At 42.9% G+C, this 22,953-nt stretch carries 17 protein-coding genes and 1 tRNA gene; 10 read left to right on the forward strand and 8 right to left on the reverse strand.

All coding sequences use genetic code 11. From position 1 onward, the window contains the following. Positions 1 to 166: 166 nt before the first annotated feature. The 3 genes from guaB to cysS all read right to left on the reverse strand — a co-directional run bounded on the left by guaB (position 167) and on the right by cysS (position 5,754). Complete coding sequence (gene guaB / locus AK822_RS07970; RefSeq protein WP_045454296.1) at positions 167 to 1,639, reverse strand: IMP dehydrogenase; 1,473 nt, start codon at positions 1,637 to 1,639, stop codon at positions 167 to 169. A gap of 402 nt (positions 1,640 to 2,041) precedes the next feature. After that, a complete protein-coding gene (locus AK822_RS07975; RefSeq protein WP_228138986.1) occupies positions 2,042 to 4,054 on the reverse strand; it encodes a mechanosensitive ion channel family protein in 2,013 nt (670 codons plus the stop codon). Between the two features lie 239 nt (positions 4,055 to 4,293). After that, positions 4,294 to 5,754 carry a cysteine--tRNA ligase gene (cysS, locus tag AK822_RS07980; RefSeq protein ID WP_060491223.1) on the reverse strand — a complete coding sequence of 487 codons (1,461 nt, stop codon included), beginning with the start codon at positions 5,752 to 5,754 and terminating at the stop codon, positions 4,294 to 4,296. A 218-nt stretch (positions 5,755 to 5,972) separates the two neighbouring features. On the opposite strand from cysS, the gene AK822_RS07985 reads away from it, so the two are divergent. After that, positions 5,973 to 6,569 (forward strand): cob(I)yrinic acid a,c-diamide adenosyltransferase, encoded by a 597-nt coding sequence (locus tag AK822_RS07985; protein WP_060491224.1) that lies wholly within the window; start codon positions 5,973 to 5,975, stop codon positions 6,567 to 6,569. 182 nt (positions 6,570 to 6,751) lie between these two features. Here the strand turns inward: AK822_RS07985 and AK822_RS07990 are convergent, their stop codons facing one another. Beyond that, positions 6,752 to 7,687, reverse strand: a complete 936-nt coding sequence (locus AK822_RS07990) for a hypothetical protein (RefSeq protein ID WP_060491225.1) — start codon at positions 7,685 to 7,687, stop codon at positions 6,752 to 6,754. Positions 7,688 to 8,125: 438 nt separating this feature from the next. On the opposite strand from AK822_RS07990, the gene AK822_RS07995 reads away from it, so the two are divergent. The 8 genes from AK822_RS07995 to AK822_RS08030 all read left to right on the forward strand — a co-directional run bounded on the left by AK822_RS07995 (position 8,126) and on the right by AK822_RS08030 (position 18,096). Further along, positions 8,126 to 8,854 (forward strand): glycerophosphodiester phosphodiesterase, encoded by a 729-nt coding sequence (locus tag AK822_RS07995; RefSeq protein ID WP_060491226.1) that lies wholly within the window; start codon positions 8,126 to 8,128, stop codon positions 8,852 to 8,854. A 449-nt stretch (positions 8,855 to 9,303) separates the two neighbouring features. Next, entirely contained in the window at positions 9,304 to 10,482 is a 1,179-nt protein-coding gene (locus tag AK822_RS08000) for an acyl-CoA desaturase (protein ID WP_201615329.1), read from the forward strand. Positions 10,483 to 10,805: 323 nt separating this feature from the next. After that, the gene (locus AK822_RS08005; RefSeq protein ID WP_060491228.1) at positions 10,806 to 12,272 is read left to right on the forward strand and encodes a protein adenylyltransferase SelO; all 1,467 of its coding nucleotides are present in this window, start codon (positions 10,806 to 10,808) and stop codon (positions 12,270 to 12,272) included. 359 nt (positions 12,273 to 12,631) lie between these two features. Then, on the forward strand, positions 12,632 to 14,953 hold the full coding sequence (locus AK822_RS08010) for an NADP-dependent malic enzyme (protein ID WP_060491229.1): 2,322 nt from the start codon (positions 12,632 to 12,634) through the stop codon (positions 14,951 to 14,953). 207 nt (positions 14,954 to 15,160) lie between these two features. After that, entirely contained in the window at positions 15,161 to 16,336 is a 1,176-nt protein-coding gene (locus AK822_RS08015; RefSeq protein ID WP_060491230.1) for a tRNA nucleotidyltransferase/poly(A) polymerase-related protein, read from the forward strand. Then, positions 16,293 to 16,526 (forward strand): SDR family oxidoreductase, encoded by a 234-nt coding sequence (locus AK822_RS14675; protein ID WP_228138987.1) that lies wholly within the window; start codon positions 16,293 to 16,295, stop codon positions 16,524 to 16,526. Before AK822_RS08015 ends, AK822_RS14675 begins: the two co-directional genes overlap by 44 nt. A 95-nt stretch (positions 16,527 to 16,621) precedes the next feature. Beyond that, positions 16,622 to 16,698 (forward strand) — tRNA-Ile (locus tag AK822_RS08020). Positions 16,699 to 16,930: 232 nt separating this feature from the next. After that, positions 16,931 to 18,096 (forward strand): IS3 family transposase gene (locus AK822_RS08030; protein ID WP_087945602.1). Its coding sequence is split into 2 segments (ribosomal slippage): positions 16,931 to 17,189 and positions 17,189 to 18,096, totalling 1,167 coding nucleotides; the frame shifts between segments, so codons are not numbered across the junction. Between the two features lie 350 nt (positions 18,097 to 18,446). On the opposite strand, the gene AK822_RS08035 is transcribed toward AK822_RS08030, so the two are convergent. From AK822_RS08035 to AK822_RS08050, 4 genes are all read right to left on the reverse strand, one after another. Continuing rightward, positions 18,447 to 19,199 carry an IS5 family transposase gene (locus AK822_RS08035; RefSeq protein ID WP_060490363.1) on the reverse strand — a complete coding sequence of 251 codons (753 nt, stop codon included), beginning with the start codon at positions 19,197 to 19,199 and terminating at the stop codon, positions 18,447 to 18,449. A gap of 438 nt (positions 19,200 to 19,637) precedes the next feature. Then, complete coding sequence (locus AK822_RS08040; protein ID WP_060491232.1) at positions 19,638 to 21,089, reverse strand: NAD-dependent succinate-semialdehyde dehydrogenase; 1,452 nt, start codon at positions 21,087 to 21,089, stop codon at positions 19,638 to 19,640. 26 nt (positions 21,090 to 21,115) lie between these two features. Further along, positions 21,116 to 21,496 carry a carboxymuconolactone decarboxylase family protein gene (locus AK822_RS08045; protein WP_060491233.1) on the reverse strand — a complete coding sequence of 127 codons (381 nt, stop codon included), beginning with the start codon at positions 21,494 to 21,496 and terminating at the stop codon, positions 21,116 to 21,118. A 12-nt stretch (positions 21,497 to 21,508) separates the two neighbouring features. Further along, positions 21,509 to 22,162 (reverse strand): GntR family transcriptional regulator, encoded by a 654-nt coding sequence (locus tag AK822_RS08050; RefSeq protein ID WP_060491234.1) that lies wholly within the window; start codon positions 22,160 to 22,162, stop codon positions 21,509 to 21,511. A 187-nt stretch (positions 22,163 to 22,349) separates the two neighbouring features. On the opposite strand from AK822_RS08050, the gene AK822_RS08055 reads away from it, so the two are divergent. Beyond that, positions 22,350 to 22,952 (forward strand): amino acid synthesis family protein, encoded by a 603-nt coding sequence (locus tag AK822_RS08055; RefSeq protein ID WP_060491235.1) that lies wholly within the window; start codon positions 22,350 to 22,352, stop codon positions 22,950 to 22,952. The last annotated feature ends 1 nt before the right edge of the window (position 22,953 follow it).

The raw sequence follows: 22,953 nt of genomic DNA on the forward strand, positions 1-22,953 counted from the left end.
CAATAACGTATAAACAGTCTAAGTAGTTATTATTATAATCCGCTTGTGTATTTTACAAAAAAAACAGCCAACAATAACAAGGCATTGTTGGCTGTTTGTATCTTAAGGTCACTGCAGCCCTGCAAAACAGCTATCGTTGACGTAATGCAGGATTATAAAACACTTTTTAATTCACACGATAGTTCGGTGCTTCTTTGGTGATTTGTACATCATGGACATGCGACTCTTTCATACCCGCCGATGTCACCTTAATGAATTGCGGATTGGTACGCATATCTTCGATGGTCGCAGAGCCAGTATAACCCATTGATGAGCGCAAACCGCCAACCAACTGATTAACAATACCAGCAACTGGACCTTTATAAGGAACTCGGCCTTCGATACCTTCTGGGACTAATTTCTCTACGCCATCTTTAGCATCTTGGAAGTAACGATCTGATGAGCCATTTGAGCCTGACATCGCACCAAGGCTACCCATACCGCGGTAAGCTTTGTAGTAACGACCTTGGAACAGCTCAACTTCACCCGGCGCTTCTTCAGTGCCAGCCATCAATGAGCCTACCATGATGCACGAAGCACCAGCGGCAATGGCTTTTGCCATATCACCTGAATAGCGAATACCACCATCAGCAATCAGTGGAATACTGTCTTTTAATGCGCTAGCGACGTTATCGATGGCTGAGATTTGCGGCACACCGATACCAGCGATGATACGCGTAGTACAGATAGAACCAGGGCCAATACCGACTTTTACCGCATCAGCGCCTGCATCACGTAGTGCAAGTGCAGCATCACCTGTTGCGATATTGCCACCGATGACTTGTACGTGTGGATAGTGCTTTTTAATCCAAGACACCTTATCAATCACGCCTTTTGAATGACCATGTGCGGTATCAACCACGATGATATCGACGTCAGCAGCGATTAACGCTTCAACACGCGCTTGGGTATCTGCACCAGTACCAACAGCAGCACCAACACGTAGACGACCTTGCTCATCTTTACAAGCATTTGGATTGTTTTCAGCTTTTGCAAAATCATTAACCGTAATCAAACCACGTAAGCGGAAATGATCGTCGATAACAATGACTTTTTCAATGCGGTGTTCATGTAGCAGACGCTTGATGTTTTCATTGCTTTCACCTTCATGTACTGTGACCAACTGATCTTTTGGCGTCATGATTTTGCTGACTGGCAAAGACAGATTGGTTTCAAAGCGCCAATCTCTGTGAGTCACAATACCCACGACATTATCAGTACCTCTTTCTACCACAGGTACGCCTGAGATATTATTATCTTGCGTCAGCTGTAGCAGATCACCAATCGTCATCTCTGGATGCACAGTGATCGGATCTACGACCGTACCTGCTTCAAATTTTTTGACGCGACGTACTTGTGTGGCTTGCTTGGCGATATCCATGCTCTTGTGCAAGATACCCATACCGCCTAACTGTGCCATCGTAATGGCCATTTCAGATTCGGTCACGGTATCCATCGCGGCAGAAATCAGCGGTAGATTCAGCGTGATATTTTTGGTCAAACGGGTGGTCAGATCGGCAGTTTTTGGCAAGACTTCAGAATAAGCTGGCAACAATAAAACGTCATCAAAGGTTAAGGCTTCATCGACAATTCGCAACATACAGACCCCTAGTGGTGGTTATTTTGATGGGTGGGATATTTTTGGCATTAAGACAATCAACCAAAATCACCGATATGACTTTATGAAGCTAAAGTCTTAAAATTAAAGACCTCGTGTCACAAAGTTTTAGATAATCAGCAATGAGCCAGCCGGTGTTTGTGATTAAACAAACAGAGACACTCGAAAATTGCAATTGATTGATGCTAATAAGTTTGCACAAATATAGCGCGCCCCTACTCTTAATCGCTCATTTATCCCTTAAAAATAACGCCATATTATAACAAATAATCAGACAAATCGCATGCTATATTTGTCAGCTTATTTTGCTAGCGCTTATCTATCAATATCGACGTCTGTAAATCTCAGCTGTTTAAAAGCATAGAAAATATACTTAATCGTCGGTTACTGGTCTTGACCCTTCAATATTAAACGTTCAGCAGGCAGATAAGCTTTTTGTTTGCTATATAAATAATTCAGCATCTGCTCACGTATCTCACAGGCCAGTGTCCATGCTTCTATGGGACCTACCGCTGAAACAGCGCCGCGCAGGTGAATAATGTTGGCAGTCACCTCAACGACAAACATTTCAGGCTCAGTTTTGTTGTCCCAAAGCTTATTGTCTTTAACCGCCGATATAAATTGCTGGCGAATGGCGTCAATATCTGCGCCATAATCGACATATAAAAACACAGGACAGGTCTGATGTACTTCTGTATGTGACCAGTTTTCTACCGTTTCGGTGATCAGTTCACGCATCGGCACGATTAATCGACGTTCATCCCATGTTTTGAGTACCGCATACGTATAACGCAGGTCTTCAACGGTACTAAAGTTGCCATCCATTATCACACTGTCGCCAATTCGTACCGGCTGGGTCACTGCCACCTGTACCCCAGCAATGATATTACCCAGTATCGGCTGCGCGGCAATTCCGATGACCACGCCTGCGATACCAGCCGAGGTCAATAGCGTTTTGCCAAGACCTTCCATGTTGGCAAATTCACTGAGGCCAATCCAAATACTGCCCAAAATCATGACAAAAATAAAGACGCGGCGAAATATCGATACATAAGTACGGCGACGGCGCTCTTTATCAAAGTGCTCTTCAGCCAGATTTTCAATTTGTAGGCTTTGATAGCGATTAGCAAAAAAGTTAATAATGCGAATGCCAAGCCATAAGGTACTAAATACTAGCCCAATCCAGATAAGCGGACGAGTCGATGAAGCTACCGCATCCAAATAAGGAAAGCCCCCTGACACCAAAGTAAAGACGAGCAAAAAACTGATGGTAAAAGTCAACGGCACGGTCAGCTTATTAACCAAATCTGCCACGCCATTCGTACTACCAACATAATTGCTGTATTTTTCATCGTCGATATAACGGCTGATGATTTTTTCCGTGCCTTTACTGAGTAACCATCCTACTCCCATGGTCACTAAGAAAAACAATGCTAATGCCAAAAACTCCCATAGTGCGATACTGAAAATTTTAAGTTTTAACCACCCAGGTAAATAACGCTCAAATTCCGCTGGATGATATTGCTCATAGAGATTGTCGATATTATCAACTGTCTGTGCAGAAAACACCCAAATAGGCGCAGCTTCACCAACCCGTACTCGTTGCAAATAGATGGGGACACGGCGCTCACGATAGTCGATATAGCCTAGCTGAATCGAACGTCTAGGGATGCCCATGATACTACTGGTATTGCCAAGTGGCGGCTCGATTAAACCATCTGGGCGATCTGGCAGATCATCAAAAACGTAAAGCTCTTTTTCCGTTAACAAAAAATCCAACCGTTTTGATAACTCAAGCGCGTGGTTACGCTGAATTTTCTGATCGATTAAATTCATGTTGAGTGCATAAGCAGCCAAGTCGTATTGTTGCTTCATGACCGCTGACTGAAAAAACTCTAAAGTCGCCAGTGGCGTGGTTAAATTTGGCGGCTCCGATAATGGCGGCAAGCCTACATTGAGCTTGTCTAGCAAATAATAACTTTCATTGTATTCACCCGTCAGTCCAGAATCTCCCTGCAAATTACCCGCTTGCTCTACTACATTGCGCTCGGTAGGATCAAATATTTCTTCTGCAACACCAGAGATGCTGAGGCTTTCATCTTTAATTGTATTGATTTTCTGAGTGGCATATTCAGCTAGATTATCGGGCTTACTGACTGAGGTCGATGACGAGCTGGACTGCTCATCCGCAGCTTGTTCGCTATCGCTTTGCCTATCACTAGTGCTTGCGGCATTAGCGGGTGCAAACACAGCACTCATGCTGACTATGAAAAAAACCAATAGTAATGACAAGGTACTGGCGCGCACATTCCAACGCTGGGCTTTAGGATAGTAGTCATCGTCGGTATCAGTTGCTATACGATGACCGCCAACAATGCTCTTTTTGAGAATATTCATATTTTAAAAGCCATTAATTCACTTGATGTTTGCATCTCTTGAAGTTTGCCTACAAAGCTTATTCTTACATATATTGCATAGCCAATTTAGCTTCATCTTTCTTGTTTGACTGCAATTTGCTTTGTTCTTAGCACCATTTTTAGAATGATGATATACCCTAGTTTAGCCTATAAAAAAAGCCAGCTCAAAGCTGACTTAGTTTATGACTATCTATATGAGTGTTCTGTAACGTGATTGCCTTAAGCGCGGCGCCATGTCGTGCCAGCACGGCTGTCTTCAAGCTCAATGCCAGCATCTTTTAGCTGCTCACGTATCTCATCAGCACGCGCAAAGTTTTTATTGGTTTTGGCATCCGCACGCTCAATGATTAAATTATCGATAGTGTCATCGGTTAAACCATCATCCGCCTGTTCACCAATTATTGCTTGCAAAAACTGTTGAACTGGCTGCTGTAAAATATTGAGTACCTGTGCCAACGCTTTGAGCTGCTCTGCTAATTGCCATGCAGTGTCTACCTCTTCGGCTTTAATGGCTTTATTAATATCACGCGCCAGCCCAAACAGTACACTAATTGCCGTTGAACTATTAAAGTCATCGTTCATGGCTTTGATGAAGTCTTGTCCAGCACTGCTGCTATAAGCATCATTTATCAGCGTATCACTGACTACGAGCATCTGCCCTTTTTGCTGCTCGGCCAATTTTAACGCATTATATAATCTGCTTAGGCTATTATGTGCTTCGTCCAATGCGTTATCAGAAAAATTAACTTGGCTGCTATAATGGCTTGATAATAAGAAAAAGCGCACCGTTTCAGGCAGATATCTTGCCATCACGTCACGAATGGTAAAAAAGTTACCCAACGACTTGGACATTTTTTCACCATCGACATTAATGAAACCGACATGCATCCAGTTACGCGCGTATTCACAGCCAGTCGCGGCTTCAGACTGCGCTATCTCGTTTTCGTGATGCGGAAATTGCAAGTCATGACCACCGCCATGAATATCAAAGGTGCTACCCAAGCACTTAGTCGACATCGCTGAGCATTCGATATGCCAACCTGGACGCCCTTGACCCCATGGTGACGCCCATTGTGGCTCATTAGGTTTTGCTGCCTTCCATAAGACAAAATCAAACGGATTGCGCTTGTCATTTTCGACATCGACACGTGAACCTGCTTGCATCTCATCGAGATTGCGCTTAGATAATTTACCATAATCTGCAAAATTATCGACGGCATAGTAGACATCACCATTGTCGCCAGCGTACGCATAGTCGCCTGTGACCAAGGTCTCAATCATTTGCTGCATATCATCGATATGATCAGTCGCGCGCGGCTCAGCGTCTGGCATCTCGCAGCCAAGAGCGGTTGCATCTTCGTGCATGGCTTCAATAAAACGCTGCGTTAACGTACCAATCTCTTCGCCGTTTTCGGTGGCACGAGCGATGATCTTGTCATCAATATCGGTGATATTGCGCACATAATTAACGTCATAGCCTAACTGAGCCAACCAGCGCACTACCATGTCAAAACCAACCATCACCCGCGCATGCCCAATATGACAATAATCATAAACGGTCATACCGCACACATACATGCCTACTTGCCCTGATTTGAGTGGTACAAACTGACGTTTTCCGCCAGTCAGTGAGTCATGAATAGCAAGCTGAGACATCGCATCGGCAAGTGGTGTGGTCATGGTTAAAAAGCCTTTTAATATAAATGAAATAGATAAAATAAAAACAAAAATATAATCAATGTTTGGATATTAAACAGTACTGACTATGGTCGCTATAACTGTAAAAATAGCGGCAACATAAAACCTAACCCATTATCTTAGCGAAAACAGCCATAAAATACTACAATGAGCCCGCAACTAACATCATTCAATCATAAAAAACTGTTAAGGATTTAGATATGGGCAATCGTTTAAGCAAAATATATACGCGTACTGGAGATGACGGTAGTACTGGCATGGCAGACGGCAGCCGCGTTAGCAAAGCAGACAATCTATTTAGCGTAATAGGTGATATCGACGAACTTAACTCACACATTGGTCTGGTACGTGCTCAGTTACAGCATAATAAAGGGCAATCTATAGAGAAAGAGTTTTCTCAAGCGTTAGTCATCATTCAGCATTTATTGTTTAATATCGGTGGTGAGCTGGCTATGCCAGAATATGAAGGCGTCAATGCCACTCACATTACATGGTTAGAACAGCAAATTGATGCGATGAATATGACCTTGCCGCCGCTAAAAGATTTTATCTTGCCCACAGGTTCGGTATTGGTCAGCCAACTGCACGTTGCGCGTACGGTCTGTCGCCGTGCTGAGCGCCAAGCAGTGCTATTACAGCAAGAGCGTCCACAAGCGATTCGCAGTACGGCCGTGAGCTTTATCAATCGCTTATCGGATTGGTTGTTTGTCGCTGCTCGCTTTTGTACAGATCCCAACAAAGTCTCTGAAGTCTTATGGGACAGTCAAGTATTACAAAAATTCGCTGATAAAAACTAATTGCGCATGAATACTTCAGTGGACTAAAACGCTAAAATAACGCCCTAGAATCAAGCCCTAGAATCAAGCCCTAGAATAAAATATAAAAAAGCCCGCAACCTTAACACTGCGGGCTTTTTACTGACTAATCGATACTATTCAGTCACGACAATATCATTCGAGAACAGCTTAAATCTTACCAATTAGTAAGTAGCGCTGTCATCTTCAATAATGACCATATCGATACTTTCATCTTTGGGTACTGATTTCGGTACAGCGGGTGTGGCTGGGGTTTTAACCTCAGGAGTGGCTGACGCGCTGCTATCCGTATTACTACTGCTTGGATTGTTAATAGTCGGCGGCGTGGCAGGCTGAGTAGGACGAATCGGCTCAACTGGCTTAACTACTTGAGGCTGACGAACGGGTGCTGACTGACTGTCATCGTTTTGTGCTGCACGGCGCTCAGTGCTACGTTGGGCGCGCTGCTCATCCATCGCTGATTTAAATACAGAACCTGCCATCACATCAGCGACCACAGTAATCAATGCTGGCTGCCCAGCAATACGTGTGCGTACTTGACCGCCTTGAGTACCAACGACATAGGTAAAGGCATCATCAACCAACATGTTATTGTTGATACGAATGTTATTTTGCGCTAAGCGTGATTGTAGGCTCGGCAGATTGTTGGCTGCTTGTACTTGACTGGCTTGATACAAATCTTCGCTTGGCAACGTCATGCTCACACTTGCCTGACAAGTCGTCATACCATTGTCATTGGCTGCTTGTAAAACTGCAGCATTTTGTACATCAATCACAATGCCGTTGGTTTTATTAGTGATAGCGCCGCTAGCGAGACTGATCTCTGCATCATTTGCGTAGTTGGCAGCCAGCGTTTGTGCTTGTTGATTGAGCGTGTTTTTTAGAGCCGTTTTGAGACGATCTTGTACCATTGGGTCATCACAGCTCACCGCAGTAGCTGCGGTGTTTTCAGTAGACGCAGACTCTTGCTCTGTGAGCTCTGCCGCCTCAGTGGTATCTTCCTTCTCTGAGCGATCACAGCCAGCAAGCGCTAAACCACATACCATGCCAATACCAGCCACTTTATACCACTTGCTCACGTTTTTATTTGCTACGCTCATATTTCTTTTGCTCCCAATTTACTAATACGTACCGCCACTGATGGACAGTGATTGATGTTCAAACCGCAACCCTAGCTGCCCTAGGTTTGAAAACCAGATTATTATACGGTGTTTAAATAAAATGTTCATTAGTGTAGTCCATGGATATACAAATAACGCCCCTCATTATAGGTAAAACCTGTATTTAGTTGCAAAAACATAACAAATACATACTTATGAATTCGTTATAAATACGCTTTTAGACTACCGCGATCAACTAGGGTCTGTTGAATGTTTGACAGACAGTAAACCTATTCTAAGATTTCGCTCAGCTCATATCTATAAAGTTTTTGGATAAAAGGAACCACATATTAATATTGCTCTATCGAGCAAATTTTATTAGACGCTGTTGTTTTAGCACTATATGATTGCGCGTATCACTAACCAACCATATAAATTATGATAAATTTTGAAAACACGCTTTTATTGGGTCATCGCGGTGCGCGCGGCGAGGCATTAGAAAATACCTTTTCAGGCTTTGAGTACGCTCAACGTCTTAACATTCAGGGTCTAGCAGGGGTTGAGTTTGATGTACAACTGAGTGCGGATGGTCATTTAATCGTCTTTCATGATGACACGCTGCAACGCATGTGTGGTCAGCAAGCACGTGTTGATCAGTTAAATCTTACTGAGATTCAACGCCATTCGCAGTTTGGTCATCAGATTATCACATTAGGGCAGGTAGCGCCGTTGCTAAAGGGCTTTACTGATATTGAACTGGAGATTAAAACGCATGACCGTACTGATTATGCTAAATTGGTAAAAGCATTGACACACAACCTCATCGATAGCCCACTTGCCAAACTACCCATTGTGTTGACCAGCTTCGATGTAGAGCTACATGCTCGCTTGCAACGTCATCCATTACTAAAGCATATCTCCCGCGGCTTGCTCATTCGCACACCTGAAGTCTTAATGACTGCACCGAATACCGCCTTGCAACTTGGCTGTATTCAGCTAGGTATCCACTATCCGCTGATTAGTCGAGCAGTCATTAAACATAGCCACCGTTATGGCTTGCCAGTGAGTGCGTGGACGGTCAATGATATTGACACGATTAAACAGCTGATCGCATGGCAAGCTGACGTCATCATCACTGATTATCCAAGTCATTTACTGCTGGGTTAATAAGCATCGCCTTTATTTGATTTATTTAAAATCATCTACATATCTACGGTGTTACTTACACTTCTCCTCAATGCCTGATAAGTCATCCATTATTTTCGTTAATACATTCCATAATCAATACAAGTTATTGTTATTTAGCAATATTTTTACAGTGTATAACTGTTCACTTTATTGATTTTTTAAGGTATCATATAGGCTTAAATTAATACCGCTAGGGATATTATATGATTGCAAAAAAAGCACTTGGCTTACCGCTTAAAGGCTTACGTTTCGCTATCAAATCTGGTGATACGCTTATCAAAGCCGCCAGCACTCAAGCCACACGTTTTAAGACACGTTTTGACGAGAGTAAAACTGCAAGCTCGCTTAATGAGCAGCCTGTTGCCAAACGCAACTACGCCCATGCTGCGGGAGAGCAAGATGTCTCTACTAAAGAAGACAGCATTGATATGCGCGAGTTTGAGTTTACAAAAGCGCCGATCAACTGGATTCCAGCGACTATCTTGGTAGCCACACCTATTGCTGCTGCGATCATTACACCATGGTATTTGTTTACTCATGATGTTAGCGCGCCAGTTTGGGGCGTATTTGGTGCCTTTATGGTATGGACAGGCATTAGTATTACCGCTGGTTATCATCGCCTGCTATCGCATCGTGCTTATAAAGCGCATCCAATCGTCAAAAACTTTTTATTGCTAGGTTCCACCTTTGCCGTACAAGGTTCAGCATTTGATTGGGTTTCTGGTCACCGTACGCATCATCGTCATGTCGATGACCGCTTAGAAGACCCGTACTCAGCAAAGCGTGGCTTTTTCTTTAGTCATATGGGCTGGATGCTACGCAATTATCCTAGCGGTAAATTTGACTATAAAAATATCCCTGACCTAACCAAAGATAGAACCTTACAGATTCAGCATAAATATTACGGTCTCTGGGTTGCGGCATTGAACATCGGTGCAGTCGCTGCGATCGGTTGGTTATTGGGTGATGTTTGGGGTACTTTGGTCATCGTAGGCTTACTACGTCTGGTACTGACGCACCACTTTACCTTCTTTATTAACTCGCTATGTCATATGTTTGGCACGCGTCCTTATACGGATACCAATACTGCTCGCGATAACTTCTTCTTAGCTATCTTTACGTGGGGTGAGGGTTATCATAACTACCATCACTTCTTCCAATACGATTATCGTAACGGTGTAAAATGGTGGCAGTATGATCCTACTAAATGGTTGATTGCTGGCCTATCAAAGCTGGGCTTAACCAGTGAGCTACGTACCGTTGATGACACCACTATCAAGCATGCAGAAGTACAAATGCAATTTAAAGCGGCTCAGCAGCAAATCGATACAGCAGCAGTAAGCGGCATTGATCTTCCTCATGCGATGAAGAGCTTCCAAGACCGTATTAAGTTTGAATATGATGCCTTTATGCAGACTGTTGAAGAATGGCAAGCACTCAAAGCCAAAACGATTGAGCTGAAAAAGACAGAATATGCCGATCGCTTGCATGAAGTGGAAGATGAGCTAAAGCATGACTATGCCAAAATTGAACAGAAAATCCTTGAGCATAACAGCAACTTAAAAACCGCGTTTCGCTCTATCGGAATCAGTAAAAAAGCGGCATAATCGCTGATTATTAAACTGTATTTTATTACCTTTGTGATGAACGATAATTGTAAAGCTTCTCCTTCCCTCTATCTGCTACAGATAGAGGGATTTTTTTGCTCATCTTTTATAGATCGTGTCGAACATTGATTTATAGAAATCAAAAGGACAAGTGGAAGCAATATCTTTGTTTGATAGGCTAAATGCATTCAATATTACTCATGGTTTTTGGGTGCGCTATTACAAGAGATGGACAGAGTGAAATGATGTAATATCAAGGCTATGCTATAGTGCTTTTATCGCCCCTACACTTTACTTATACTTCAAAAGCAGGAACGGCTTGTATGCGCTATCAAAATACCTATATCAATCTAGACACACGCCTTTATCATGAGCAACCGCCGACGCCGCTGGACAATCCACGTGCTGGACACTTCAACATGCACGTTGCGCAGCAGTTAGGCTGGACAGATGATGAAGATCTGATGACACATTGGGTAGAGATACTCGGTGGTCAATACGTGCCAGCGGATTTTAAGCCATTGGCCATGGTTTATGCGGGTCACCAGTTTGGACAATGGGCAGGTCAATTGGGTGATGGGCGCGGCTTGCTGATGGCACAAGTGCTCGATCACAATAATCAATTGCAAGACTTGCACCTTAAGGGTATTGGTCTGACGCCTTATTCGCGGATGGGTGATGGTCGCGCTGTCTTGCGCAGCACTATTCGCGAGTATTTATGTGGTCATGCCCTTACACAATTAGGTGTTCCTTCCTCTAATGCTTTGGGATTTGTTGTCTCCGATACGAGGGTGCGCCGTGAGCGCATGGAAGCAGGTGCGGCATTGATGCGCGTGGCTGATAGTCACATTCGCTTAGGTCATATCGAGTGGATTGCCAGCTTTGCTCCTGATTTACTCGCTGAGTTCACTGATTATATGATCGACACTTATTATCCAGAGTGCCGTGATAGTGACGCTCCCATACTGACATTTTTAACCACGGTGGTTGAGCGAACCGCACGAATGATTGCTGACTGGCAACTGATTGGCTTTGCGCATGGCGTGATGAATACTGACAACCTCTCTATCACTGGTAGCACCTTAGACTTTGGTCCATTTGGTTTTATGGAGCGCTTCAACCCTGCTTGGATCAACAACCACTCTGATCATACTGGTCGCTACGCTTATCAGAATCAACCTGCTATTGGTCACTGGAATCTCAATGCTTGGCTGCCACATTTTATGCGCTTAGAGGGCGTAACGCGTGAGGCGTTAGCAGACTGTCTAGCGCCTTATGAGGCTACCTTTATGCAGCATTATCAGCAAGGATTGTGCCGTAGACTTGGGCTGCCGCATGCAAAAGAGAGTCTAACCTTGGCTTTCGAATGGCTAACCTTACTAGAAGACAACTTGCTGGACTATACCAATAGCTTCCGTGCGCTACTCGGTTTGGTCGCGCCGAATGAGCACCATTATGAAGAGCAGCTATTGTCAACCATGACAAATGAGCTTAGCGATGATGCCCAACAAGTCTGGCAAGATTGGTCGACTCGTTATGTGGCTCAAATACAACAGCTGCCACTTGAGCAAGTTATCGATGATATGCAGCACAACAATCCTGTTTATGTACTGCGTAATAGTATGGCGCAGCGTGCCATTACGGCAGCAGAACAAGGACAGTTTGAAGAAGTGAGTCGAGTATTCGATTTACTGGCTAACCCTTATCAGGTACAAGCAATCGCTACCCTTCTCGACACGATGCCGCCTACCCCACATGCGCCGCAAATGCCGATTAGTTGCTCGTCTTAATGATATGTTATTAAACTGCTATTCTGTAATATTTTGAAACATTATGAGATTAAGGTTGATATTTAACCCTATTTTTTGGCATTATTAATTGGCTAAATAATGAATATCATTTTACTATATTATTCTCGCCGTTCACGGCAGCTGACTAGGCAGTGAATTGGCAATAGTGCTAGAATAACTATTCCACTAGATTACTTTTTTGGCTCAATGCTTAATCGCTAATCCTGACACTTTGAATTATTAACTGTTTAGCGTCACGTTGCCCTTAGAGGATTATTATTCCATGATTTTTTGAGGGTAAAACGTTATTTTTATCTCCATTTACTTTATTCCAATTTATTCTAACCATGGCAATTATTATGAATGACGATACCACTTTGAATACGGATAACCTTAGTACAGAAAAAGAGCAGTTTGAACAAGCTGCCTTACATTATCATGAGTTCCCACGTCCAGGCAAAATCTCTGTCACCCCTATTAAGCAGTTGGCAAACCAACGTGACTTAGCACTTGCCTATTCACCAGGTGTGGCAGTTCCTTGTCTTGAGATTCAAAGAGATCCGACGTTAGCGGCTAAATATACCGCCCGTAGCAACTTGGTTGGTGTTATCACCAACGGTACAGCGGTACTGGGTCTAGGTAATATCGGGCCATTGGCATCGAAGCCTGTAATGGAAGGTAAAGGGGTTCTATTCAAAAAATTCGCAGGTATCGATGTTTTTGATATTGAAATTGCACAAAATGATCCAGACAAATTCATCGAAGCGGTCGCCTCTCTTGAGCCTACTTTCGGTGGCATCAATCTAGAAGACATCAAAGCACCAGAATGTTTCAAAATTGAGCGTGAATTACGTAAGCGCATGAACATTCCAGTATTTCATGATGACCAACATGGTACGTCAATCATTGTTGCAGCAGCGATGCTCAACGCGCTATTGATTACTGGCAAAAAAATCGAAGAGATTAAAATCGTCTGTTCAGGTGCCGGTGCCGCCGCCATTTCTTGTTTAGATATTATTTGCGCACTTGGTGTAAACAAAAACAATATCTTTGTTTCAGATTCACGCGGTATCATTACGACTATCCGTGAAAATCTTGACGAAACCAAACAGCGCTATGCGCGTGAGACGACTGCGACCACTATCGACGAAGTGATGGATGATGTCGATATGTTCCTTGGTCTATCGATGCCTGGTACGTTATCTGAAGATATGGTTCGCCGTATGGCAAAAGACCCTATCGTCTTTGCACTTGCTAACCCAACGCCTGAGATCATGCCAGAATTGGCGCACGCCGTACGTCCAGATGTCATCATGGCAACGGGTCGCTCAGACTATCCAAACCAAGTAAACAACGCTTTATGCTTCCCTTATATCTTCCGCGGCGCATTAGATGTTGGTGCCACGACTGTTAACGAAGAGATGAAAGTTGCTTGTGTAAGAGCTATCGCTGCGATGGCACACGTTGAAGCAACGCCGACCACCAGCGCTAGAAACATTGAAAAAATGCAAAGTTTCGGTCGTGATTACTTGATTCCAGGACCTTTAGAGCCAAACCTAATCATCGAGATCGCGTCTGCGGTCGCTCAAGCTGCGATGGACTCAGGCGTTGCAACCTTACCTATCGCTGATATGCAAGCTTATCGTCAGCGTCTGTCTGAGTTTGTCTATAACTCTGCCTTCGTGATGAAACCAATCTTTGCTCGCGCTAAAGCCGATCCAAAACGCATCGTTTACTGTGAAGGTGAAGACAATAATATCTTACTTGCTGTGCAAGTGGTCGTTGATGAAAAGCTAGCCCAACCTATTTTAATTGGTCGTCCTTCAGTCATCGAAGCCAATATCGAAAAACTAGGGTTACGTCTAAAAGATGGTGTGAACATCTCTATCGTCAATATCGATGACGATCCTCGTTATAAAGACTACTGGCAGGGTTACTACGAGAAGAACAAACGTCTTGGTGTGAGTATTGAACTTGCTCGTCGTGATGTTCGTCGTAAGACCACATTGATCGGCTCACTATTGGTCGAAAATGGCGCTGCAGATGGCATGGTATGTGGTACGTTTAGCCATTATCAGTTGCACTTAAAATATGTACAAAGCGTTATTGGCAAAAAAGAAGGTGTGAATGACTTCTATGCTATGAATGCGGTACTCATGCAAGATCGTAATATTTTCATCGCCGATACTTATATCCACGAAGATCCAACGGCTGAACAATTGGCTGAAATGACTGTCTTGGCAGTTGATCAGTTACGTCGCTTTGGTATCACACCACGTGTCGCGCTCGTTTCTCATTCTAACTTTGGCGCTTCAAATCGCACCAGTGCTGTAAAAATGCGCAAGGTCTATGAACTGCTAACAGACATGAATGTAGACTTTGAATTCGACGGCGAGATGCAAGGTGACGCCGCGTTGAATGAACATATTCGTTTAAACAACATGCCATCAAGTCCATTAAAAGGTGCTGCAAATCTGCTCATCTTACCAACACTTGACGCCTCAAATATTGCCTTTAATCTACTCAAGACAGCAACTGGTAGCGCCTCTATTGGTCCTATTTTATTAGGTACTAGCAAACCGGTACATATTCTCACACCATCAGCAACTGCACGTGGTATCGTTAATATGACCGCTCTTTCCGTTACTGAAGCTCAAGATTTGGCGAGCGAAAATCAGTAATTCATCCTGCGCTACCTAGTAGTATGTATTATCAAGATGGTCTCTGTTATTCATTTATAGAGACCGTCTGCTATACTAAAACCAGTCAATGCTATTAAATAGCGTTGACTGGTTTTTTTTGCTTGTTATACATTGGCTAAGACGCAACGTAGCCTTATTCAATATCAGTCATCACTTGCTCAATAAAAACAAAAGATAGAGGCATTCATGCAAATTTACCTTGTTGGCGGCGCGGTACGCGATCAACTGTTAGCACGTCCTATTAAAGATAAAGATTTTGTCGTCGTTGGTGCAACTGTTGCAGAAATGCTTGATGCAGGGTTCCAGCAAGTGGGTGCAGATTTCCCTGTATTTTTGCATCCTAATAGCCATGAAGAATACGCACTGGCACGCACTGAACGCAAAGAAGGCTTGGGGTATAAAGGCTTTAGCATACATGCCAATCCTGACGTCAGCTTAAAAGAAGATCTACAACGTCGAGACTTGACGATTAATGCCATGGCGATAGAAGTCACCAGCTTAACTGATGATACGCCTATCAACGGTGACGTCATTGACTATTATGGTGGAATGGCTGATATAGAAAGCAAAACCTTGCGTCATGTATCAGGTGCATTTAGCGAAGACCCTCTACGAGTGCTTCGAACCGCTCGCTTCTATAGCCGTTATTATGACCTAGGTTTTATCATTGCTGATGAAACTTTGACGTTGATGCGCCAATTGGTTGACTCTGGAGAGCTTGCGCATTTAAGTGCAGAGCGTATTTGGCAAGAATCTAGCCGTGCAACCATGCAGCTATCGCCCCAGGTATACTGGCAACAACTGTTTGAGATTGGTGCGCTCACAGAATATTTTGCCCCACTACATCAAGCTTGGGCTAATACTCAGATACGTGAAACGGTACAGACGGCGCTATATTTCTCAGGTCAAATGCAATTGAACTTGTCACAACGCTGGGCTCTATTAATGAGTAGCCTTAATTCATTTTTATTTACCTCAGAACATACAAATGAAAACGTGAATAAAGCAGCCAATATAAAAGGCATCAATGATATAGGCAACGCCGCTAAGGTACCAAAGGCACACACTCAATTTGCGACTCTCTTCGCTCAGCAAGCCACAAAGCTAAGCACAATAAACCATTTAAGCGCGGCTGAAAAAATTGACCTCATACAGACTTGCGGCGCTCATAAAGAGCCTGATAAGTTATCGCAGCTATTAGTAACCAGCCACGTGTTGCAATTGGCAACACAGCACCGTCAGATGATGCTAGCGCTGAATAGCTTTCATGCCATTAACATGCAGGATATTGACTCAGCACTAACAGGCCCTGCGATTGGTGCTGCATTACGACAAGCCAGAATTGAGCACTTGCAAGTATGAAACCAATGTTAAGACATTTAAAAAGATGCAGCAGCGCGATATCATTGACTTAATTCCTATGCAGCGTATAGGTCGACCTGACGAGATTGCCCATCATGTGTTGTACCTCGTACAGGCCAATTATGTTACTGCTGAGATTATTACTGTTGATAGTGGTCGCAGCCTGACATTGGCTGATGGTCATATTTGATAGAAAAGTAGAGCATCATAAAAAATATCTTGATTACTATCTATCTTTTACTTGAAAAATTAAAAAATTCAGGTATCATTGTCCGTCTAGCATTAGGGCCCATAGCTCAGTTGGTTAGAGCAGAGGACTCATAATCCTTTGGTCGTAGGTTCAAGTCCTACTGGGCCCACCAAATTCGAACCCTTATAAGCATTGGCTTGTAAGGGTTTTTTGTTGTCTAAAATTTATGTGAATGCATTGATGTAATTGTTTTTTTGATACTATCTTGATACTTTGACCCGTGTAGTAATTAAAGTATGATAACTACTAACACTATGGTTATGTACTGCTGCATGGGTGTGAGCTACGCTGAAGAAGCCGTACAAGTAAACTTGGTAAACTAAGCGTATTCACAGGAGTTTACCATGACCAAGAAAATCAGAACCTACAGTACAGAATTCAAAGCAGAAGCCGTCAAGAAGATAGCGGACAATAACGGCAATATTTCAGCGACTGCAAAGCAACTTGGCATCGCCATGCAAACGCTATCGAACTGGAACAATAAAGCCAATCAAGGCAAGCTTATCGGTACAGAACAATATGATCCTGATCTTATGACGGCTATTCAGGAAATAAAGCAGCTCAAGCGGCAGCTTAAAATGGCTGAAGAGGAACGAGAGATACTAAAAAAGGCCACCGCGTACTTTGCCAAACACAGCTCGTGAAGTACGCTTTTATAAAAAATAATAAACCATTCTTTACTATCGCAAGCATGTGTAAGGTCTTAGCTATTAAGCCATCAAGTTATTACGACTGGCTGAGTCGCGATATTAGCGACCAACAAATACATCGTAACCACTGCGAGCTACTGGTGAAAGCCGCTCACAGTGAAACCCGTGAGCGCTACGGTGTTGAGCGACTGCATGCAAAGCTAGCTGATCAAGGGCACGATATTAGCCTATATATGGTTCGACGTATCAAAGAAGAGCATGGCATCAAATGTCGTCGCCATAAGCGCTTTAAAGTCACCACCAACTCCAATCATAACAAGCTTGTCTATCACAACGTGCTTGATCAAAAGTTTGATGCGAAGACTCCTAATGAGTCTTGGGTCAGTGACATCACCTATATTTGGACCGATGAGGGCTGGCTGTATTTAGCAGGTGTTAAAGATCTCTATACCAAAGAGCTTGTCGGCTACGCTACAAGTAAGCGCATGACAGCAGACTTAGTATGCCGTGCGCTTAATATGGCCATTAAGAACAAACGTCCAAGCCAAGGGCTGATTGTGCATTCTGATAGAGGCAGTCAGTACTGTAGCCATGCGTATCACAAGATCATCGAGCAGCATCATTTTAAAGGCTCAATGAGTGGTAAAGGTAATTGCTTTGACAATGCTCCGATAGAAAGCTTCTGGGGTACATTAAAGAATGAGCTTGTATACCATCAAGAGTGTAAAACAAGGTTTACAGCGACCAACGAGATCACACAGTATATCGAGCTGTATTACAACCAGACTAGGATTCAAAAAGGTTTAGGCTATAGATCGCCAAGGCAGGTGTGGTTTGACTTTTATCGTCAGGCTGCGTAACTAAAATTTCCCAAGTTTATGTGTACGGATTTGACGGCAGGGGTCAATCAAACGTTATTGCCTCTGTGGGTACAGGCGATTATTCACAGGACAATGCATTGGCTGAAACGGTCAATAGCCTTTGTAAGACTGAAGTAGTTTGTTATTTAAAAGAGAACTGAAATGGCATTAACGATGTTGAACTGGTAATCATTGAATGGATAGATTTGTTTAATAAAAAACGATTGTACAGTGCGATTGATTATGTGTCACCCTTTGAGTTTAAAAGACGGTATTATGACAATGTAGCCTTAAACTGGATCATAAATAGTTAGGTGATTTCACCTTCGATATTAGGGCGTGTTGAACATTCAAAGTTTCAACCAAAGATAAGCACAAGCGAGAGCCACCGTATTCTCATAACTTTGCTTGAGCTTATCAAATCTAGTTGCAACCGCCCTGTAGTTTTTTAACTTAGCAAAAGCATTTTCTACTAAGTGTCGAGCCTTGTACAAGTGCCAGTCCATATGGTTATTGGTGGACTTAGTATTCTGTTTTCGAGGAATATTATTGAAGCAACCTGCTCGTTCAATATGCGCTCGCAGTGGATCAGAATCATAGCCCTTATCGGCACATAGTATGTCTGTACTACTTAAATTAATCTCATCAATTAAGTCTGGAGCCACCTTTACATCGTGAGTCGTGCCATCTGATAGGATAAAAGTAATAGGGTTGCCATGAGCATCAACTGCTAAATGAATCTTGGTTGCGCGTCCTGCCACACTTTTACTAATGGCTTGTTCCACCTCATTGCTACCATTACTGTGCTGATGTGCTTTAATGTGTGTGCCATCGATAAACACCCATTCACAGTCTGAGTCTTTAGTTAATAAAGCGAACAGTGCAATCAGTTTATTGCTACGAAACCAGCGCTGATAAGCCTTGTAGACGGTATTAGGCTTACCAAAGTAAGGTGGCAGATCACGCCAAGGACAGCCAACACGCATCCGATATAATACGCCTTCAAAGGTTTGTCTAAGATTCCCTTTGTCATAGATATTAAGTTCTAGTAATATAGGTCTTAGTCTTGTCCAGTGTTGATCTTTGAGCATTGTACGAGGCATAGCAAACGATGTCTTTTTTGTGTGAGAACTTAAAGACTAACCGTTTGCTATTTTTTTGCTACTATTTTATTCCCAATGTTCAACACGCCCTATATTGTTCAAAATATTAATGTTATCCACGTATACCATATGTCAACCTTGCTTTGACTAGGTTGAAAATACCTAAACACTTTTAGTTATATAGTATAGAAGGCTTAAGCATGAAGCTTACCTTTTTCAGGTGATGTTGTTTATATTGGGGTTTACGCTACAACTGGTCTTTATGGCCTTTTGATAATTATAACTCCCCCCTGCTTACTCTCTTAATTAAAGTATTATCTAAAATAAAAAAAGCCTTCCAAGTATTATAATACAAAGCTTGGAAGGCTTTATTGATCACATATTCTTTTAATTAAGAGTCTTGGAATTAGATTCTTACTACGTCCTATTATTTTAATTCTAATTAATATCTAAACAAATATACTTAGTCTCAACATACTCTTCGATACCATATTTTGAGCCCTCACGTCCCAATCCAGATTCTTTGATACCACCAAACGGTGCCAACTCTGTCGTCAGCATTCCAGTATTGACTCCGACCATACCCACTTCGAGTGCTTCAGCAATACGCCATACACGCCCGATATCTCGACTATAGAAATAACCTGCTAAACCATATTCAGTACGATTTGCGAGAGCAACGCCCTCTTCGTCTGTCTCAAATTTGAAAATTGGCGCAATAGGACCAAAAATTTCTTCATCAGCAACGCGCATATTGTTATTAACGTCAGTCAAAATAGTTGGCTCAAAAAAATTGCTAACAGCCTCAACTCTTTGACCGCCACATAATACAGTTGCTCCTTTACTTTTCGCATCAGCAACCAACGCCTCCGCATTATCTGCTGCAGACTGAGAAATCAAAGGTCCTTGTGTTACGCCTTCTTCTAAACCGTTACCAATTTTTATAGCTCTTACTTGCTCTGCTAATTTTTTGGTAAACTCATCATAAACACCTGCCTGTACAAAAAGACGATTGGCACATACACATGTTTGACCGCTATTACGGTATTTGCTCATCATTGCGCCTATCACAGCAGCATCTATATCTGCATCATCAAAAACGATAAAAGGTGCATTGCCTCCCAATTCTAATGACATCTTTTTGACAGTATCAGCACACTGTTTTATTAGGATTTTCCCCACCCGCGTGGATCCAGTAAAGCTGATTTTTTTAACTAAAGCATTTGTCGTCATCTCCTCTCCGATGGCTATCGGATCACCTGTGACTACGCTATATATACCGTCAGGAACACCCGCTTTCTGAGCCAGATAAGCCATTGCTAATGCAGAATAAGGCGTTTCCATTGCAGGCTTAACAATCATTGGGCATCCCGCTGCTAACGCAGGACCTGCTTTGCGGCTGATCATAGAGTGCGGAAAATTCCATGGGGTAATGGCTGCAGTGACGCCGACAGGCTGTTTAATCACTACTAAACGCTTATCTGTCATGTGCCCAGGGATAAAATCACCGTAGATACGTTTCGCTTCTTCAGCAAACCATTCTAAGTAATCCAGCCCACTTTGTATTTCGCCTTTTGCTTCAGCGATGGGTTTGCCTTGTTCATGGGTCATTAAGACAGCCAAGTCTTCCATATTTTCAGCAATCAGCGTGTGCCAACGACGCAAAATGCTACTACGTTCCTTACCTGTTTTTTTCGACCAAGTTGATTGAGCGATATCTGCAGCTTCAATGGCGCGTCGAGTCTCGTCACTTCCCATCATTGGTACAGTACCAATCAGCTCTCCCGTTGCAGGATTCAGTACTTCATGGGTTTCTTTATTATCAGCATCACACCACACGCCATTGATAAAGGCTTGCTGTCTAAACAACGCTTTATTTTTTAATTGCATTTCTCACTCCAACTGGTTTTTTAGGACTACAACAATCCGCGTGTCGTCAGTACTTCACGGGCAATTCGAAAGCACTCTACACCTTGTGGTACACCGCAATAAATCGCAATAGCATGTATAGCAGCGCGTATCTCTTCAACAGAACAACCATTATTAACTGCTCCATTTAGATGCAACTCCCATTCATGCATTTTCCCCAAGGCAGCAATCATAGTTAAGTTCATTAACGAACGGGTTTTGGCATCAATCGTCTCATCGCCCCATCCAAATCCCCAGCACCATTCGGTCATTGCTTCTTGAAATGGACGGTTAAAATCGTCAGCAGCTTGTAGGTTTTTTTCGACGTACTCAGCACCCAAAGTGGCTTTGCGTTGAGTAAGTCCCAATTCAAATCGTTGTTTGTCCATTATTATTTCCTTTTACTGTTTATTAAGATGCAACCCCATATGGCAGGCTTCATCAATGTGTTTTCGACAAGCTTCAATTGCCGACTTACTGTCACCTTTAACAATACTATTAACGATCTCTTGTAGGTTATTAGGACCTTTAGTAGCACGCTCTTGCGTAGATAAAGTCATAAAACGCAGACGTCCAATACGTCCATTCAATCTCTCTGTCAACTCCCATGCGACCGTCATACCAGCCGTCACAAATAAATGCTCGTAAAATGAATAAGAATACGCAAGCGCCTCCACCACATCTCCTGCATGTAAGTTTTCTCGGATCTGGACTAAGTGGCTTTGTAATTTATCTACTAGTTCAGGCGTCGGTTGTTCAGCGCAGTAGCGAACTGCTTCGCTCTCTAGCATCGTACGTAAATGATAAATTTGACGAATCTCATCACTTTCTAAAACAGCAACTGAAGACCCTCCTGCAGAAAAAGTCACCAAGTGCTCGCTTTCTAAATGTCTTATACATTCACGTACAACAGTGCGGCTGACACCTAATTGCTCACAGATAGTGCGTTCAACCAAACGCTTACCTGGTTCAAGTTGTCCGATCATGATCGCTAAGCGTAGCTGTTCTAGTGTTGTCTCTTTCAACGTTTTTGGTTTTTCCACTTTCTCTAACATACGACCTCTATTTTGTAAGATGTAAATGCAGAGTATAACGACTGTGAAGCAAAAAAACAGTACGCTTTAATATAGTATTACGGTATACCATAATATTTTTTTCAAAAAAAAGCTAGCAATTAATTAAATACCGTATTATGGTATACCAAGATTGTTAAAAATTATTCATTACTGTAGGGAACTAATAATGCTAAAACCAGAAATCAGAAAAATCGTAACTTTTGAAGAAGAAACGTTCATTGAAGGATTCAAGGCCGCTGATACACCGCTTCGAATGTTTGCTGTTGCGGCAGTGATTACCAATCCGTGGGCTGGAAGATATGTCGAAGATCTAAAACCTGAGATTCAAGCGTTCGGTCCTATACTGGGTAAGCTAATGACCGATAAGATCATCGCTCTAGCTGGTGGTGCAGACAAAATACAAGCGTATGGTAAAGCGGCTGTCGTTGGACTTAATGGTGAAATTGAACACGCCTCAGGCCTGATTCATACGCTGCGTTTTGGCAACTTTTATCGTGAAGCTTTGTCTGCCAGTAGTTATTTATCGTTTACTAATATGCGCGGCGGGGCAAACTCCCCCATTATGGTGCCGTTGATGGATAAAGATGATGTTGGTCGACGCTCACATTATCTGACCATTCAATTCGCCATTCCGGATGCTCCTCGTGATGATGAAGTAGTCATCGTTTTAGGAGGTGCTACTGGTGGCCGTCCGCATCATCGTATTGGTGACCGTTATCAAGACTTAAAAGATTTGGGTCGCGATCTAGATAATCCAGCAGCCGTATAAG

The organism is Psychrobacter sp. P11F6, assembly GCF_001435295.1.
In the GTDB taxonomy this organism is placed as follows: Bacteria; Pseudomonadota; Gammaproteobacteria; order Pseudomonadales; family Moraxellaceae; genus Psychrobacter.

Bases quoted from the DNA above. Each gene is read 5' to 3' on its own strand.
- AK822_RS07995 (WP_060491226.1), top strand. From the start codon at position 8,126: ATGATAAATTTTGAAAACACGCTTTTATTGGGTCATCGCGGTGCGCGC.
- AK822_RS08035 (WP_060490363.1), bottom strand. From the start codon at position 19,199: ATGCCTCGTACAATGCTCAAAGATCAACACTGGACAAGACTAAGACCT.
- guaB (WP_045454296.1), bottom strand. From the start codon at position 1,639: ATGTTGCGAATTGTCGATGAAGCCTTAACCTTTGATGACGTTTTATTG.
- AK822_RS08040 (WP_060491232.1), bottom strand. From the start codon at position 21,089: ATGCAATTAAAAAATAAAGCGTTGTTTAGACAGCAAGCCTTTATCAAT.
- AK822_RS08050 (WP_060491234.1), bottom strand. From the start codon at position 22,162: ATGTTAGAGAAAGTGGAAAAACCAAAAACGTTGAAAGAGACAACACTA.
- AK822_RS08055 (WP_060491235.1), top strand. From the start codon at position 22,350: ATGCTAAAACCAGAAATCAGAAAAATCGTAACTTTTGAAGAAGAAACG.
- AK822_RS08000 (WP_201615329.1), top strand. From the start codon at position 9,304: ATGCGCGAGTTTGAGTTTACAAAAGCGCCGATCAACTGGATTCCAGCG.
- cysS (WP_060491223.1), bottom strand. From the start codon at position 5,754: ATGACCACACCACTTGCCGATGCGATGTCTCAGCTTGCTATTCATGAC.
- AK822_RS08010 (WP_060491229.1), top strand. From the start codon at position 12,632: ATGAATGACGATACCACTTTGAATACGGATAACCTTAGTACAGAAAAA.
- AK822_RS08015 (WP_060491230.1), top strand. From the start codon at position 15,161: ATGCAAATTTACCTTGTTGGCGGCGCGGTACGCGATCAACTGTTAGCA.
- AK822_RS08005 (WP_060491228.1), top strand. From the start codon at position 10,806: ATGCGCTATCAAAATACCTATATCAATCTAGACACACGCCTTTATCAT.
- AK822_RS07975 (WP_228138986.1), bottom strand. From the start codon at position 4,054: ATGAATATTCTCAAAAAGAGCATTGTTGGCGGTCATCGTATAGCAACT.
- AK822_RS07990 (WP_060491225.1), bottom strand. From the start codon at position 7,687: ATGAGCGTAGCAAATAAAAACGTGAGCAAGTGGTATAAAGTGGCTGGT.
- AK822_RS08045 (WP_060491233.1), bottom strand. From the start codon at position 21,496: ATGGACAAACAACGATTTGAATTGGGACTTACTCAACGCAAAGCCACT.
- AK822_RS07985 (WP_060491224.1), top strand. From the start codon at position 5,973: ATGGGCAATCGTTTAAGCAAAATATATACGCGTACTGGAGATGACGGT.